The sequence below is a fragment of the Flavobacterium sp. ov086 genome (genome assembly GCF_900187965.1).
In the GTDB taxonomy this organism is placed as follows: Bacteria; Bacteroidota; Bacteroidia; order Flavobacteriales; family Flavobacteriaceae; genus Flavobacterium.
Map to the genome: position 1 here is coordinate 187,779 of NZ_FZNL01000005.1, position 17,206 is coordinate 204,984.

At 34.7% G+C, this 17,206-nt stretch carries 14 protein-coding genes and 1 tRNA gene; 8 read left to right on the forward strand and 7 right to left on the reverse strand.

Annotation, left to right across the window (positions count from 1 at the left end; genetic code table 11):
• Window positions 1-208 precede the first annotated feature (208 nt).
• Window positions 209-1,132, forward strand: a complete 924-nt coding sequence (locus CHB81_RS07985) for a helix-turn-helix domain-containing GNAT family N-acetyltransferase (protein ID WP_089351363.1) — start codon at window positions 209-211, stop codon at window positions 1,130-1,132.
• A gap of 55 nt (window positions 1,133-1,187) precedes the next feature.
• Here the strand turns inward: CHB81_RS07985 and CHB81_RS07990 are convergent, their stop codons facing one another.
• Both CHB81_RS07990 and CHB81_RS07995 read right to left on the reverse strand, forming a co-directional pair.
• Window positions 1,188-2,423, reverse strand: a complete 1,236-nt coding sequence (locus CHB81_RS07990) for a cystathionine gamma-synthase family protein (RefSeq protein WP_089351364.1) — start codon at window positions 2,421-2,423, stop codon at window positions 1,188-1,190.
• Between the two features lie 1,055 nt (window positions 2,424-3,478).
• Complete coding sequence (locus CHB81_RS07995; protein WP_089351365.1) at window positions 3,479-4,108, reverse strand: nitroreductase family protein; 630 nt, start codon at window positions 4,106-4,108, stop codon at window positions 3,479-3,481.
• Window positions 4,109-4,375: 267 nt separating this feature from the next.
• Here CHB81_RS07995 and CHB81_RS08000 point away from each other — a divergent pair, with 267 nt between their 5' ends.
• The 4 genes from CHB81_RS08000 (at window position 4,376) to CHB81_RS08015 (ending at window position 8,220) form a co-directional block, all read left to right on the forward strand.
• Complete coding sequence (locus CHB81_RS08000; RefSeq protein WP_176427503.1) at window positions 4,376-5,428, forward strand: DUF1852 domain-containing protein; 1,053 nt, start codon at window positions 4,376-4,378, stop codon at window positions 5,426-5,428.
• 30 nt (window positions 5,429-5,458) lie between these two features.
• Window positions 5,459-6,490, forward strand: coding sequence for a methionine synthase (locus CHB81_RS08005; RefSeq protein ID WP_089351366.1), 1,032 nt, complete (start codon window positions 5,459-5,461; stop codon window positions 6,488-6,490).
• 58 nt (window positions 6,491-6,548) lie between these two features.
• Window positions 6,549-7,541 (forward strand): bile acid:sodium symporter family protein, encoded by a 993-nt coding sequence (locus CHB81_RS08010; protein WP_089351475.1) that lies wholly within the window; start codon window positions 6,549-6,551, stop codon window positions 7,539-7,541.
• A 226-nt stretch (window positions 7,542-7,767) separates the two neighbouring features.
• Window positions 7,768-8,220, forward strand: a complete 453-nt coding sequence (locus tag CHB81_RS08015; protein ID WP_035644147.1) for an Lrp/AsnC family transcriptional regulator — start codon at window positions 7,768-7,770, stop codon at window positions 8,218-8,220.
• Between the two features lie 572 nt (window positions 8,221-8,792).
• Here the strand turns inward: CHB81_RS08015 and CHB81_RS08025 are convergent.
• Entirely contained in the window at window positions 8,793-10,214 is a 1,422-nt protein-coding gene (locus CHB81_RS08025) for a PLP-dependent aminotransferase family protein (protein WP_176427504.1), read from the reverse strand.
• Between the two features lie 125 nt (window positions 10,215-10,339).
• Here CHB81_RS08025 and CHB81_RS08035 point away from each other — a divergent pair, with 125 nt between their 5' ends.
• Window positions 10,340-11,371: an NAD(P)-dependent alcohol dehydrogenase gene (locus CHB81_RS08035; protein ID WP_199232464.1), complete on the forward strand. Its 1,032-nt coding sequence runs from the start codon at window positions 10,340-10,342 to the stop codon at window positions 11,369-11,371.
• A 307-nt stretch (window positions 11,372-11,678) separates the two neighbouring features.
• On the opposite strand, the gene CHB81_RS08040 is transcribed toward CHB81_RS08035, so the two are convergent.
• A tRNA-Arg gene (locus CHB81_RS08040) sits at window positions 11,679-11,752 on the reverse strand.
• A gap of 115 nt (window positions 11,753-11,867) precedes the next feature.
• Here CHB81_RS08040 and CHB81_RS08045 point away from each other — a divergent pair.
• The gene (locus CHB81_RS08045; RefSeq protein ID WP_089351368.1) at window positions 11,868-12,380 is read left to right on the forward strand and encodes an adenine phosphoribosyltransferase; all 513 of its coding nucleotides are present in this window, start codon (window positions 11,868-11,870) and stop codon (window positions 12,378-12,380) included.
• 1 nt (window position 12,381) lies between these two features.
• Here CHB81_RS08045 and CHB81_RS08050 read toward each other — a convergent pair whose 3' ends face one another.
• The 3 genes from CHB81_RS08050 to CHB81_RS08065 form a co-directional block, all read right to left on the reverse strand.
• A complete protein-coding gene (locus tag CHB81_RS08050) occupies window positions 12,382-13,026 on the reverse strand; it encodes a response regulator transcription factor (RefSeq protein WP_089351369.1) in 645 nt (214 codons plus the stop codon).
• Window positions 13,016-13,801, reverse strand: a complete 786-nt coding sequence (locus CHB81_RS08055) for a sensor histidine kinase (protein ID WP_089351370.1) — start codon at window positions 13,799-13,801, stop codon at window positions 13,016-13,018. Before CHB81_RS08055 ends, CHB81_RS08050 begins: the two co-directional genes overlap by 11 nt.
• A 627-nt stretch (window positions 13,802-14,428) precedes the next feature.
• Complete coding sequence (locus tag CHB81_RS08065; RefSeq protein ID WP_089351372.1) at window positions 14,429-14,872, reverse strand: hypothetical protein; 444 nt, start codon at window positions 14,870-14,872, stop codon at window positions 14,429-14,431.
• A gap of 263 nt (window positions 14,873-15,135) precedes the next feature.
• On the opposite strand from CHB81_RS08065, the gene CHB81_RS08070 reads away from it, so the two are divergent.
• Window positions 15,136-17,151 (forward strand): hypothetical protein, encoded by a 2,016-nt coding sequence (locus CHB81_RS08070; protein ID WP_089351373.1) that lies wholly within the window; start codon window positions 15,136-15,138, stop codon window positions 17,149-17,151.
• The last annotated feature ends 55 nt before the right edge of the window (window positions 17,152-17,206 follow it).

The following is a 17,206-nucleotide window of genomic DNA, read 5'->3' on the forward strand; positions in this document are numbered from 1 at the left end:
TAAGCTCAAAACTACAGTTAATATTCTACCCTATAATTAGCCAATAACAGTAATAGTTTCGTTGTTTAGTTAAAAAAAGCTATCAGGTAAATATTTATGTCTTGGCAGTCGGATCTAAATTTTTTGAGAGCATAATTTTTCTTGAATCAATATAGTTGACTAAAGCAACTAATTTGTATATTTGCATGATATTACAAATTTGTACAACATGGAAAACATAACATCGGAAATTAGAGCTTTTAACAGGTTTTACACATCACACTTAGACATCTTAAACCAACGTTATCTTGATAGCAGTTATACATTAACGGAAGTCCGTATTATGTATGAAATCAGTAGCGCACAGGATATAACAGCTCAGGAAATCTGTGAAACTTTAACTCTTGATAAGGGCTACTTAAGCAGAATATTAAAACGGTTACTAAAAGAGGGGATAATTGAAAAGGTATCATCTAGCAAAGATAAGCGTGCTTTTAATATTGTACTTACCGCTTTGGGAATCGAACTAATAAAAACTTTAAATGATATTTCTGATCAGCAAACAGCATTAAGAATCGAAAAGCTGAACCACTCCGAAAAAGAGCAACTGGTTGATTCCATGTATACTGTAAAGAAGTTGCTAGATGGTGAGGCAAATAGACTAACAGCAAAAGATATTAGTTATCGTTATGCTGTTAAACCTGGAGATATTGGTTATATAATTTATCTTCATGGTCTAATTTATGGTAATGAATCTATCTTTTCAAATGAATTTGAAGCGTATGTGATAAAGACTTTTTATCAATTTCTCGAACATTGCTCAATAGACAAAGATCGCCTTTGGATGGCTGAATATAATAACCGTATCATCGGCTGTATTGCCATTGTACATCAAACAGAGGAAGAAGCGCAGCTGAGATGGTTTTTATTGGATCCCGCTTTCAGAGGATTAGGAATTGGAAAAAAACTTTTAAACGATGCTTTAAATTTCTGTATTGATAAACAATTCAAAAGTGTATTTCTGCTTACCACAAGCATGCAGGAGCGCGCCCTTGAGATGTATAAAGGAGCTGGATTTAAGTTATCAAAGTCAACAGAAGTAAAGCAGTGGGGAGCCACTTTCCGTGACGAACGTTACGACCTTAAATTTTAATTGCTATTTTGACTACTTTTTGATTTCAAGATGCGTTCCAAAAAGCAATTGATTTTTAATACAGTGCTTGAGTAAAGTCTTCTAATAAGTCCTCGATATCTTCAATTCCTACTGATAGTCGAATTAAGGAATCGTCAATACCCATTTCTTTTCTTTGTTCAGCTCCTAGTTCGTGAAAAATGGTCTTTGCTACCGGAATAGCAAGACTTCGAGTATCGCCTAAATTACTAGATTTAATTACTACTTTAAGACGGTTTAGAAAAGTTAAGCAATCAATTTTATCACTTAATTCAAAGCTCATCAATCCGCCATATCCACGAAATAAATCTGAAGCAATTTTATGTTGAGGATGAGAAGCTAAACCAGGATAATTAACCTTTTTTACCAATGTATGTTCCTTCAGAAAATGGGCTAATATTAAAGCGTTGCTGCAAGTTCTTTCTAATCTTAAAGCTAAGGTTTCAGATCCAACTGAAATGCTATGTGCTGCTTCAGGCGATAAGGTTCCACCACCATCACGTAATCCTCTTTTTCTAATTTGAGAAATGCCAAGTAAAGCAGGGGGAATCTGGCTTCGTAAAACTGGTGCGATGTTTGGAAAATTTTCCCAATCATATAAACCGGTATCTGTAATACTGCCACCTAGCGCATTTCCATGGCCACCTATATATTTTGTCAGAGAATTAATAATCAGACTTGCTTTTACGTTTATTGGTTTAAAAATATAAGGTGAAGTCATCGTGTTATCCACAACATAAATAAGCTTATGTTCAGAGCAATAATTACCAATTTCTTCCAGATCAGCTACCTGAGTGCCTGGATTAGCGATAGTCTCTACAAAGACCATTCGAGTGTCAGGTTTATAAGCCTTTTTTATATTTTCAATATCCGTACCATCGACAAAAGATATTTGAATACCAATTTCAATGAACGTTTGCATAATGCTTCTTGAATTACCAAAGAGGTATGAACTTGCAATTATATGATCGTCCTTTTTTAAAAGCGATAAAATTGAAGAAGTTATCGCGGCCATACCAGTAGAGAAAGCAACAGTGGAGAGTCCTTCTTCCATTTGAGTTACCTTTTGCTCTAAAGCAGCCACTGTTGGGTTACCTTGTCTTGAATAAGCGTAACCTCTTGTTTTATTTTGAAATACATCGACAAGTCCATTTACATCTTCATATCCCCAGGTTACTGCAGTATGAATAGGTTGATGTAATGCGCCAAACTCAGGTTGTAAAAGGCGGTCCGAATGTAATATGGTAGTAGTAAATCCTTTTTTATTATTCATTTCTCTTTTGATGCATAAACTTTGTAACTAAGTTAATATCAATTAATCTGTCTTTAGTTAATCGGTGTCAAATTTGCGGATAAACTGCTTAATGGTTATGATAAAATAGCTTTTAGGTTCTATTTTATCAGGTTTTAAGTCATCAGCTAGTTTTAAATAACGAATATAAGACTAATTTTAGGGTTCCGTTGCATCTGGGAATAACTTTATCTTTAAAATTTTAAACCCATTAAAAAATGAACAGTAAAGGTCATTGTTATCCAAAACACATAATTCTTCAGGCAGTATATTTCAAATTAAGATTTACACTTACTTAACGTGATGTTGAGGAAATAATGAAAATTAGAGGAGTGTTTGTGGATCATGCCACGATCCAGCGCTGGGTTTATAAGTTTACACCATTGATTGCGTCAGAGATGAAGAAGAGAAAAGGCAGAGTGGGTGCGGGTTGGAGATTGGATGAGATGTATATCAAAGTAAAAGGTATTTAATATTAGTTTTTTAGGTTTGATATTGTTTTTTGGAGCTCTTCCCGCTATTCGTTACAATCTTTTGTACCGAACTCTGGCACAAAAGGATTTCACTGCTATCGGGGCTAATAGGGTAAGGCATCACTGTTGTTATACTGTAATCCAAAGTATAAAAGCTTGTCATTTTATATTTTAATTCAATTAAGATAATAATTAAGTGCTAGAGTTTTAGCTTTCTGTTGTGCGTTCGGTTTTATTAAATCCAAACCGCTCGAATCAATGAAGTAGTCAATTGTATCTATTTGGTAGACAATATATTAATGGTAAAAAAAAACGGGACAAAAGATGATGTTTTTCTTTTGTCCCGAGTAGTGACGGTTACTAAACAATTTACAAACCATTTTATGAATGATTTAAAGGAATTGGCTTATTTTGAAGTGAATTTGTAAGATAATTGTTTTGAATTTTGATTAAGAGGAGGTTTGTATGTCTTGTTAAGGTTAAATGTTAAAACATATGAATTTTGTAAATTTATTAAGTTGTAATAGCATTTGATAAATTTCTCGATAATAAATTTAGTAGCTATTAGTAAACTTTCGTTATCATTTCATCTATAGGCAAACGAACTTTTTTCGTAGCTGCCATATAGTCTTTTTCCAAATCACGGTATCCTAAAGCAAGGATAACTGTAGAATGCAACCCTTTTTCTTTCAAACCCAAAACCTCATCAATAGTGGCGGTATTAAATCCTTCGATAGGAGTGGCATCCACTTTCAATTCTGCTGCAGCAATAAGTGCTGTTCCTAGTGCAATATAAGCCTGTTTGGCCGCCCAAAGGGCTTTTTGCTCTGCGTTAATAGTGCTGAAATAGGAATGCAATCCATTTCTAAATACTGATAAGGCACCAGCATCAAGACCTCTTTGCTTTTCTGTCATTGCCATATAATTGTCAATATAACTCGAAGACATGTCAGTGAATGCAGCAAAAACCAACAAATGAGAGCAAGAGCTAATCTGTCCATTATACGAATCAGCACCTAATTTCTTTTGGATTTCCAGGTTGCTTACAACAAAAACACGGTAAGATTGCAGACCACAAGAAGATGCTGAAAGATTTATAGCCTGTAAGATCTGATCGATCTTTTCTTCTGTTACTTTAATATTATTGTAAGCTTTTGTGGCGTAGCGCCATTTTAAATTTTCTATCAAATTCATTGCTATTTCTATCTTAATTTTTGGCAAATATAAATGATATTGTTTTCTTTTTCGAGTTTTTGAAGTGTTCTGGGAAACTCCAAATCAATCATCTTAGGTTACTAAAGAATATTTATCTGTTTTCATTCATTACTATATTTGTTTATAGATTAATAATCTTTAAAAATACATGTTAAAAGAATAATTAACTGAATTTATGTGTAAATAAAAATATTTAATCTTTTATATTCAAATTTGCAGGGTAAAAAAACTAAACATTATCATCAGATGAAAGCAAACATACAACAAGATAGGGGAATAAACGAAAAGCAGAATAATGAAAACACCCAGAATACAATCCAGAATGATTTTGCATTCACACTAAAGAGCACTTGTTTAGATGAAAACTATCACCCCTCAAGTGAAACGCGTTTGACAACCAATTTTGCAAATCTGGCCAGAGGAGGTAATCGCCAACAAAACTTACGTAATGCATTAAATATGATTAACAATCGATTCAATGCATTGGCTCATTTTGATAATCCAAAAGCTGATCGTTACCTTGTAGGACTTGAAATCATCACAGTAACGATGAGTATTGATGATAAGAATGGTATTAACAATCTGCCGTTGATTGAAGTTTTAAAAACGAATATTTTTGACCACAAGACTAGCCAGCGTATCGAAGGTATTGCCGGAAATAATTTTTCGTCTTATGTTCGTGATTATGATTTCAGTATTTTATTGATCGAGCACAATAAAAATAAAGCTAATTTTTGTATTCCTGAAAATTTTGGTGATTTGCACGGAAAACTTTATAAGTGTTTTGTCAATTCAGCCACTTATAAAGAGCACTTTAAGATGTCACCGATCATTTGTCTAAGTGTATCGAGCAACAAAACTTATACTCGTACTGAGTATCAGCATCCGGTTCTGGGTTTTGAGTATCTGCAGGATCATTATTCTATCACTGATGAATATTTCTCTAAAATGGGCTTAAAAGTTCGTTTTTTCATGCCTTCGAATAGTGTGGCACCGATGGCCTTTTATCATTCCGGAGATCTGCTTGCTGATTATACTGATCTTGGACTAATCAGCTCAATCAGCACAATGGAGACTTTCCAGAAGATTTATCGCCCTGAAATTTACAATGCAAATTCAGTGGCTGGGAAAATCTATCAACCTAATCTTAAACAGGAAGATTATTCACTGACTCGCGTAGTTTATGACCGTGAAGAGCGCAGTCGATTGGCCGTTGAACAGGGTAAATATGCAGAAAAGCATTTCATTAAGCCTTACAAAAGTCTCCTGGAACAATGGTCTGCTAATTTTACCCTTTAATTGATTACAACGCATTAAAATTATACTATTATGAAGAAATTATTATTACCCACCTCTATTGTTGGAAGTTTACCCAAACCTGCCTGGCTTGCACCACCCGAAAAACTTTGGTCACCATGGAAATTAGAAGGCGATCAGCTACTTGAAGGGAAACAAGACGCTTTACGTATTTCTTTGCAGGAACAGCAATTGGCAGATCTAGATATTATTTGTGACGGCGAGCAGACACGTCAGCATTTTGTAACGACTTTTATCGAGCATTTAAGCGGTGTAGATTTTGAAAATCGTAAAACAGTAAAAATCCGTAACCGTTATGATGCGAGTGTTCCAGTGGTTGTAGGTGAGGTTGCACGTCAAAAAGCAGTTTTTGTTGAAGATGCTAAATTTTTACGTAAACAGACTAATAAGCCTATAAAATGGGCATTGCCAGGCCCGTTGACAATGGTAGATACCTTGTACGACGACCATTATAAAAGCCGGGAAAAATTGGCGTGGGAATTTGCGAAAGCACTCAATGAAGAAGCAAGAGAACTTCAAGACGCAGGGGTAGATATTATCCAGTTTGATGAACCTGCATTTAATGTGTTCTTTGATGAAGTAAACGATTGGGGAATGGCAGCATTAGAAAGAGCCATTGAAGGTTTACACTGTCAAACTGCGATTCATATTTGCTATGGTTATGGAATACAGGCAAATACTGATTGGAAAAAGACATTAGGTTCAGAGTGGCGACAATATGAAGAAATTTTTCCGAAAATTCAAAAATCTAAAATTGATGTGGTGTCTTTAGAATGTCACAACTCCAATGTGCCTTTAAATTTAATGGAACTTGTTCGCGGTAAAAAAGTAATGGTAGGTGCTATTGATGTGGCAACCAACACTATCGAAACGCCAGAAGAAGTAGCTGCTACCCTGCGTAAAGCGCTTGAGTTTGTTGATGCCGAAAATCTTTACCCTTCTACAAACTGCGGTATGGCCCCGCTATCTCGAAACATAGCCAGAGGCAAGTTAAGCGCTTTAAGCGCAGGAGCAGAAATTATACGTAAAGAACTTGGGATTTAGTCTCAATATATTAATAATGAGTCCGTGCCTCAACGGAGGAATAATATTTAAAAACACATTGAAGAAATTATTAGAAGTATTAAAAAAAGCAGGTTTCGACGGTTTCCTGTTAATGATTGCCACCATGATTCTGATGGCTTATTTTTTGCCAAAGCCAGGTATGTTCAAAGAACCTGTTTCGCTGGAGGAGATTGCCAATGCTGGTGTTTCGTTGATTTTCTTGTTTTATGGCATGCGACTGAGTGTTGAGAAACTAAAAGCCGGACTTTCCAACTGGAAAATGCACATTGTCGTCCAGTTGACAACCTTTTTATTTTTTCCGCTTATTGTTTTGGCATTTCGCCCGTTGTTTGTCAATAACGGCTTCGAGCTGCTTTGGCTGGGTGTATTTTTTCTGGCAGCATTGCCGTCCACAGTTTCCTCTTCTGTGGTCATGGTTTCCATCGCCAAGGGAAACATTCCCGCAGCCATTTTCAATGCAAGCATTTCCAGTTTGATTGGAGTAGTCGTTACGCCTCTCTGGGTTGGGCTGTTTATTGCTTCTGCGACAGGCGATTTTGATGTCACTCATATCGTCATAAAATTGATTCTTCAAGTCTTGCTGCCTGTCATCATTGGCATAAGCCTCAATTCCCGTTTAGGTGCCATTGCCGAAAAATACAAGAAACAACTCAAATATTTCGATCAGGCAGTTATTCTAACGATTATTTACACGTCGTTTTGCAAGTCATTTTCCGAACATCTTTTTGAAGGCTTTACCGCTCTTGAACTTGCCGGACTCGCTGCAGGGATGATGGCGTTGTTTTTTGCCGTATTCTTTTGTGTCGGACTTCTCAGCCGCCTGCTTGGTTTTTCAGATGAAGATCGTATTACTGTCTTATTCTGTGGGTCTAAAAAGTCATTGGTACACGGCACTGTTATGTCAAAAGTACTTTTTCAGCACAGTACTATCACCGGCATCGTATTGCTGCCGCTTATGCTTTACCATGCCTTGCAATTGATTGCCGCTAGTATCATAGCTCAGGGCATGGCTCGACGAAAAGAAGTATAGTTTTATTAATGACGTGGCCCTTTATCTTTTTTCGATAAAGGGCACCAAGGATAACGCTCTCTGCTATAAAATAATGCCTTTTAGATTTTTATACTGTGAAGATATACGCTGCAGTATGTTATGTTTTTAACTTGTGTAAAATAAGATTTTTGTATTGTTTTGGGTTATATTTGAAGAATTTTATTCTGATTTAAAAATAAATTAAACTTATTTAAAGTAATATTCTATGGAACAAATAGACGATATTGATCTTCAGTTATTAAATATACTACACGATAATTCTAAATATACTGTAAAAGAACTTGCTAAGATGGTAAATCTTTCGGCATCGCCTGTTTTTGAGCGTATTAAAAGATTAGAAAACAATGGTTATATAAAAAAATATATTGCCCTGCTTGATGCAGAAAAATTAAACAGAGGGTTTATTGTTTTCTGCAATATCAAACTTAAACAGCACGATCGCAATATTGGCAATCAATTTGTTAGTGATATTATGAAAATAGAAGAAGTTGTAGAATGTTATAATATCTCTGGTGATTACGATTTTTTAATGAAAGTTTCTGCCAAAGACATGAAGCATTATCAGGATTTTGTGTTTAATAAATTGGGATCAGTTGAAAGTATAGGGAGTACCCAAAGTACCTTTGTTATGTCGGAGATAAAAAATCTCTACGGATAGTTCCGCGATGGTTTATTTATTTGAAATTCGCCTTAGCTTTTGTGACAGAAAATGTATTAAGTCCATTTTGGAATTATTTTATATTTAACATCAAACAACTGCGATAAACCAAAAGAGAAAAAAAATCTATATCCTAAACGGGACTTCGAATCATCGTTTAGCTTCGATTAAATCTTTAATGAAGTCACTTTTAGATTGTTTATTTCAAATAGTCTAAGGATTTCTTTTGAAAAATTCGAACCATGAAAAGTTAGTTTTCGTGTTGATCCTAAAACTGGACTAAATAGTATGAAAAAAGCATAAAAAAAACGCTAAATCAAAAGATTTAGCGTTTTTTGTAGTGACCTCGACTGGACAAATTTCTATAAATTTTATGAAAGATTTGAAGAGATTGGCGTATTATATCTAGTGTCTGTCTTTAATTGGCTTTATGAATTTGGTTTGGATGTCCTGTTGGGGATTGGTGGAAAATCTATTGATTTCTCAAATGATTTTCGAGAAAGCATTAAGGTATAATTTATTAAAAGAAAAAAAGCCAACCTTAAATTCTTGTGGTGGAAAAGGTATCAACTCTAAAGATTTGATGCAGCTATATCTCCAAGGTTTTTAATTGCATTTTCAATTTTATTGTTCCATAGAGGGCAATAATTTAATCTAATAAAGTTTTCATAATATTCCAATGAAGAAAAGATATGACCAGGACAAATGCCTATTCCTTGACTCAGTGCCTTCTTCTGAAATTCGAATGCATTAAGACCGGTCGGGAGTTCGATCCAGATACTTAGACCTCCTTTGGGGACAGCAAGCTTTGTTCCATGGGGAAAATATTGATTAATCGCCCCAATATATTTTATCATTTGTCCCTGTAGATCATTGCGCATTTTTCTGATATGCTTATTATACAAACCGCTTTCTAAATATTTACCAATAGCATCCTGCAAAATTCCGTTGGTAGATATATTAGAACCAAATTTTAATTTTTCAATACTTAGATGATGTTTTCCCGCTGATACCCAGCCTATCCGGAAGCCTGGTGCCAGTGTTTTTGAGAAAGAGCTACAATACAGAACATTGTCATAATTATCATATGCTTTTGCAGGATAGCTCTTGGTAATTCCAAAGGACAATTCTCCAAGGCAGTCATCTTCTATCATCGGAATATTTTGTCTGCCTAATAATTCAACAAGTCGAATCTTATTTTCTTCAGACATACTACTTCCAGTAGGATTATGGCAGCGAGGCATAAAAATACATGCCGCTACCTTATTATTAGCTAAAGCCAATTCCAGATCATCAATACATAAACCGTTTTGTGGATCTACTTTGATTTCAAGCGCCTTTAAGCCACGGCGTTCCAAACTTTGAAGAATTCCGTGATACGTAGGCGATTCAACTGCTATAATATCTCCCTTACTCGTAATGGAATCAAGACAAAGATTGATAGCTTCCATGCCACCATTTGTAATTAATATTTTATTGGGCGATAGCGGTTTTTTCCATTCAAGGGAAAGTACTGATATTTGCTTGAGAAGGTTAGGGTGGCCATCTACAAGAGGATACTGAAAGTTGTCATTACCTGCCTCGCTAAGGGATGCCTTTACTGCTTTGTTAAGACTTGTTATGGGAATAAATTCATTTACGGGTGCAAGGATCGAGAAATTTACTATACCATTTTCTTTGGCATTTTTCATCATGGCAACCGCCATCGCCGTAATCTCAACATTTGCCGGCAGCATCGGTCGTGATTTTGTTTCAGGTATTTTTAAAGAAGAACTCAGTGAATTTATTATATATCCGGAACGAGGACGGGAAATGATTAAACCTTTTGCTTCCAGCAAGGAGTACGCTTGAAATACTGTATTCAAACTTACTTTCAAATCTCTTCTGACCTGACGTACAGACGGAGCTTTATCTCCGGTTCTTAGCTGCAGAATATTTATATTCTCTTCTATTTTTTGGGCAACCTGTTCATATCGAAAGCTTTTAACTGACATAATTTCTCTCGTTTTAAAAATTGATGAGGCTAAGATATAAAATCTGATCTCATTTTTTTTATAAAATCTGATTCTGTTCTTGTGTTGATAATAGTTGGATATTTGCATCATAAAATGTTTAAGATATGACACCACAAAAAAACACAATGAAAGCCTGGCAATTAAAAGGGTTTGGTTTAGATAATTTGAAATTAGAAGATATTGCATTACCAACTCCAGGGGCAAATGAAGTTTTAATAAAAGTCGGAGCAGTTTCGCTAAATTTTAGAGACAAAGCGATTGTTGACGGAATTTATGAACCGGATATGGTACCCAATCCTTTAACACCGGTATCTGATGCTGCCGGAACAATTGTAGAGATTGGAGCTGATGTAACACGATTTAAAGTAGGCGATAGGGTAACTTCTCATTTATATTCAAAATGGATCGAAGGTGCGCCCGCTCCTAATGAGCCGGATTTTTGTTTCGGTTCACCGCTGCCCGGAGGTTTGGCAGAATATATGATTATTCACGAACAGTCAGCAGTTTTGGCACCATCTACTTTGACTGATGAAGAAGCATCTACTTTGCCAATCGCAGCACTTACTGCCTGGTATTCTCTGGTTACCTATGGTAACTTGCAAAAGGGAGATTCGGTATTAATACAAGGAACCGGAGGAGTTTCAATATTCGGTATCCAGCTTGCAAATGCTTTGGGAGCAAAAGTAATTGTTACAACAAGCAGTAATGAAAAAGGGGAATGGGCCCGCAAACTGGGTGCTCAGGAAGTAATTAATTATGTCCAAACTCCAGACTGGGCTTCTGAAGTAGTTAGATTAACAGATGGAAAAGGTGTTGATCAGCTATTGGAAGTAGTTGGAGGAGATGGATTAAATGATTCTGTTAAAGCGACAAAGGTTACCGGGCAAATTTCAGTTATAGGATTCTTAGCGGGGCAGACCACCGATCTTAACTTAATGCAGGTGATTTTCAGACAAACCAAAATTCAGGGTATTGCAGTTGGAAACCGATCTGCATTCGAGGAAATGAATAAAGCTTTTGACCAGTATAATATTAAGCCTGTTATCGATAAAGTATACCGATTCGAAGAGGCTATTGAAGCGTATCAGCACTTGGCAAAAGGAGCATTTGGAAAGATTGTAATTAAAATTAGTTAATCAGCAGACATCAAAATAAATAAAAATCACTAAACTACTGACTTCGAGTATGTTTATTAGGTATACAAGTATAACCTCTGAGGAATTAATTTTCTCCCTTTAAATTTTTTATTATTAACATCCCAGTAAAATTCAGTGGGAAGTTTGGGAAGCTTTGATTTTTTTTATGGATCACTTTTACCTTCCAATAAAATTTATTGGGAAGTTTCTGGGATCTTTTAAGAATTTTATAAAATTATAAAGGTCAAATAGCAAGAAAAAAGACATAAAAAAATCCCATTTCGTAAGAAATGGGATTTTAGTTTTGTGACCTCGACTGGATTCAAACCAGTAACCTCTTGAGCCGTAATCAAGTGCGCTATTCAGTTGCGCCACGAGGCCTTTTTGTTTTCAATTTAGCTATTTTTTTGTAGCTTTGTTGAGTGCTTATTGCGGGTGCAAAGATAGACATAAATGTGAGATATACAAGAGAAAAATAACATAAAAATAAAAAAAAATGCAAGTAGAAAATTATATACGTGATATTCAGGGATTTCCAAAAGAAGGAATTTTGTTTAAAGACATAACTCCGCTACTAATTGACCCGATTGCAAGAAAAAAATGCCTTTCAATTTTAGTAGAATCTTTAAAAGGGCAACAAATTGATAAGGTAGTAGGAGCAGAAAGTCGTGGTTTTTTCTTCGGAATGTTATTGGCACAGGAGTTAAATGCTGGTTTTATTCCCGTAAGGAAACCTAAGAAACTGCCTTACGATACAATTTCTGCTTCATATGAGCTGGAGTATGGCACAGATAGCTTAGAAATGCATACCGATGCCATTAAAAAAGGAGACCGTATTTTGATTCACGATGATGTTCTTGCTACCGGCGGAACTGCAAAGGCTGTTTGCGAACTGGTAGAGAAATTAGGTGGAGAAATTGTACAATGCAATTTTCTTATGGAGCTGACTTTCCTGAACGGAAGAGAGAAAATCAAAGATTATCCCATATTTGCCGCAATAGCCTATTGATTTACACCATAACAATTTTGTGCTTTATGGCATAAAGTACCAAACCTATTCGGGTTTTAATTTCTAGCTTGTCGAACAAACATTCACGGTAACCATCAATTGTCTTGGGGCTTAAACACATTTCTGAGGCAATTTCCTTGTATGTTTTTTCGGTGCAGGCGTGTTTTATAAAAATGATTTCTTTATCCTTCAAATTGATTTTGGTCGAATCATTATTTGCTTTTTTGACCAGCATTCCGGATACTAGTTCCGTAAAATAGAATCCTTTTTCAATAACAGATGTAATTCCGTCCCTAAAGATTTCAGGTGAAGTATCTTTTAGTAGATACCCTTTTGCGCCGTTAGTTAGCATCTTTATAATGACTTCTTCATCATCATTTACAGACAGGGCAATTACTTTAAGTGAAGGTCTGTTCTCTTTAATCCATTTCATGGCACTTAAACCATCCAATACAGGCATATTTACATCTAGTAGAATTAAATCGACATCCAGATCGATGTTTTCCTGTAAAAACGTAATGAATACTTTTCCATTTTCAAAGCGATTAATTACTTCAAAATCTTTAAAACTATTAATCAAAAGCTCCAGCGATTGCGAGAATAACAAATGATCATCTACAATAATAATTTTGTTTTTAGGTTTCATCGTTTTTAGTTAAAGGATATTCTAAAGTTACAGCAGTTCCTGAGGTATCTGATTTCATGATTAATGTTGCTCCAATTAATTTGGCTCTCAATTTCATATTATTTAATCCTATTCCGGAATTTGTCTTGAGCGGATCGTAACCAATTCCAAAATCTTTGATATTTAAGCAAAACAAATCATCGGTTGTGGTAATGTTTACTTCAAACAAATCACTATGAGAATGTTTTAAGCTATTGTGTAGTGCTTCCTGAAAAATTCGGTAAATAAACAAATCGTGTTCCTCATTAATTTCAGGTATTTCTCCCGAAAGGGTATATTTGTATTGAATTTTTTTAAGCTTTTTTATTCGCTCTAAATCTTGTTTTATGGCTTCGATAAAATTGCTTTGCAGTAAATTGTCTTTGTTTATAATTCTGGATAAAATCCTGATTTCATCCAGAGATTTGGCTAAAATTTCTTTAAGATCACGTAATTCATTTGGCTGAATAACTTTCTCACTATTGATATGCATATTAAGTTGCATAATACCAACAGATATTATTTGCCCAATGTTGTCATGCAGCTCTTTGCTGATTTCAGAAAGCGTCTGATCCTTGATCTCAATCCGGGTTTTTATTAACTCAGATTGAAAGTAAAGTTCAGCCTCCATCTTCTCGACCAGATAGTTGTTTTTTTTCTTTAAAAAATAAAAGAATATAACAAGCAAAGTCACTAGTAAAGTTAAGAAAACTATACCTAATGAAATTACTAATAATTGTATTTCTTTTCGCTCCATAAAAATCCAATTATAAAACAACTATGTGCTAGCAGATTTAAGATAAACAAGACTAAACTAAAAATAGATTCGTCTTGTTTAATTAAAAACCAGTTTATGGCAAGCATGAAAGGTAAAAAAGGCACGTGAAATACCAGAATTCCTAAGATGTACCAAAAAAAAACAGATTTTTTAAATTTTAATATTTTGTCTGAATTAAAAATTTCTACCAAATATAGGCAGGATATTATCATAACTGACAGTACACCGGTAGCAAAGCTATAAATAAACGAGTGATTGACGTCTTTTTTGAAGTATAAAATGTTAAGAAAAAAGGAAACGATAAATAGTATTAAAAAAAGTGTACCGGCTAATCTATGGGTATATTTTAATAAAAGGCTTCTGATAAGCAATATATAGGCTGAAATACTCACGAACATATAAAAATTATAAACATAATAATTTAATAAACCTGTCCATTGTGTAAAATAGTAGCCAACTAATTCGATAAGTACCGAAAACCAAATTAAAATAACTAAAGATTTAGCTTTTATACCAGGCAGTTTGTTTAAAGAAAACAAACCGATAATGCCTGATAATAAAGCTAAATAGATGATATATGATCTTAAGAATTCAAACATAATTTTTTTAGTATGTTAAGCTAGGCGGCCTTCCAATGTTGCCATAATTCATTGGAGAAAGGCTTTCGACATCGCTTGAGGTTTGTTCTTGAACCAAAGCAAAACTTTGAACTTTTGCAGTGGAAGTTACTGTTTTTTTTCCGGTTGGGACTAAGAATAAAGTGGTTAATCCGGCTTTTTCTCCATGTTTTTCATCTTCAGGATAAACTCCAAAATAAAAACGGATTCCATCAACTGTATAGCCATCTTCCAGTCCTTGGGTTTTAATGTAATGAATGTAGTTCTCAAGTTCTTCTAAGGAATACCAAATAGCATTTGCATCTTCTTTTGGTTTAGCAGACTTAGCAGATTTAGCAGTTAAGTCGGCTTTCTTTTTATTGTAATTCAAATTCAGCACTTTGGCGAATTCCTTAGTAATTAACTGACTCGGTTTTGCGGGTGGATTTTTCATGATTTTTTGTTTTTATTGGTTGGTTAAAAAATTAGTTGTTGATATTTTGAAAATATCTGGATCAAAATTATTTGAATCGTTTCAAATCGACAAGGGTGAAAACCCCCTTTTTTGTCCCGTAAATTTATTTTAAAAAATGGGTTAAATAGCTGTTTTGTAGTTGGTTATAAAAAATGAATTTTACATCGTTCATTTTGTGCACTACCAACACGGTCAAAAATGAATAAAACCTTTTATAAAATAACAACTAAAATTTTTAAATTATGTCACAACCAACCCCTCTGGGCTATCCTCATGCAGGAGCCGGAACAGTAGAAATTCTTTTAGAAAAAGAAGATGGAGCAGATTTTGCAGTCCTTTTTTCACCAGATCCTAATAATATGTTATTAAGAGATGCTGGATTACCAATGCAATTTTACTATTATCCAAAGTATCCAAGACTTTCAAAACATCCTGACGGAAGATTTAAATTCTCGATGCAGGTTTTTAAAGGTGAAGCAGATTCATCGACCGTAATTGGTGCCGAAGGACTTGAAGAAGAAGCTGGAGCTTATACTACATTAACCAGTACAATTGATTTACCTGAAGGATTGCTGAAAGTAGCAATCGACAAACTAAAAGCAAAACTCCACACCGAGTATAACAATCAAAGACAGTCAAAACTATTTGGATTGTTTTCATACTTAAAAGGAGTAGACAAAGATTTTAACGAAACCAATGTAAGGCCAATTCAGTTAACTGAAAACAAAATCGCCATGCATGTTGTGGGAGAAAAATCACCTAATAATCCTTTTGGTGGAGCAAATCCGTGGACTTTTAATATTCAGGGTGAAGGTGCAGGAACTACTTTTGGACTTGGTGACAATGCTTTCTCTATCTTAATGGGGCGTAATAGTGCTTCATTGGTGAAAAACGCATTAGAAACCGGAACAAACAATTTGGTGGTCGAAAACAACATCAAATACAAAGGCTATATGCCAACCACAACTATTAAAACAACTGTTGATGTAAAAAAAGTACACACTTATTTTTCGGCAAAAGTAAATGCAAGCTGGTCTTTTGTCGATGTAAACTGGGAACACGAATATGAAAAAATCCTAACTCAGGGCGGAATCGTAAGTGAGATTATTACTGATAATCAATTCTCAAATGATGAGCGCAAAAAAGTTGAAGAAGCACTTTTGACCAAACAAAGAGATTTTGCTTTTCAGATGGTTCAAAAACAAATATTTGATGCGCCGGAAAAACAATTTACACCAGCTTCAACACCTGAAAAGCCGGGTGGTTTTTTCAGAATTCTTTTCGGAATTGGAAGCGTGGGAGTGAGTCTTAAATCAGGAACTCAAATTAGAGAAGTTCAATTTACAGATGAAATAAAATTCTCTGCAATAGAAGTTTTAGATTCAAAAATCAGTGGAAATCTTACTCCATTGACTCTAAAATCCGGCGATGCTGCAAAAGAAGATTTGAAAAAATACATCACTATTGTTCCTTTAGATGAAGATTTTTCAAAAGTTCAGGTAATTGCCTCTTTAAACGGAGGTTTAATTAAACTAGACAAAGAGAATGAAATTGTAAATGACAGCCCTGTAAGTCAGGTTTCTATCGAGGTTGGATATCCGGATTCCAAAGGTAAAATAGTTTGGAAAAGCTCCGGTAGAATGATCGCTCCCGAAGGAACTCCGTATGTAAAAAATACAAGTAAAGCAGGTAAAGAAATCGACGCCATTTTCCCGGCAACCTGGAGTGATAAATCAAGAGAGAAAAATGCTTTCGTTTTTGATTTTGTAAAATACAACGGCTCGACAAAAATCAAAGTTCGTCAGGAAGTTATGTACGAAAAAGACAAACGTATTAAACTAAAAGACACAACAAGAGAATTTGATTTTGAAGGAACCAAAGTATTTATTCCGCTTCCGGTTATGAATATGATTAATTATACTTTATCAACAGAGCAGCTTTATGAGTGTGATACACTTGAAGTTACTTTAAAAGTGGATAAAATGTCTTCTAAAAAATTCAAGTTCACAGCGGACAATTTTGAAGATGCGATTCCGTACAGATCTTGGTATGAGTTGGATTACACTATTAAACCAACAGAATATAAAGTGAAATATACTTGTAACGGAAAGATTGGGAAAAAAGCTAAAAAAGTTTCTATTTCAACTGATTATCAAAAAATTGATTACACAGAAGGTGATGTTTTATTTGAAATTCCAACAGGAACTGCAGCGCAAAATGCTGACATCGAAAAAATCAGAGCTCCATTTATGGAATAGTTTTTTTGATACTAAAAACAAAGGGACATTTTTTGTCCCTTTGTTTTCTAATGAT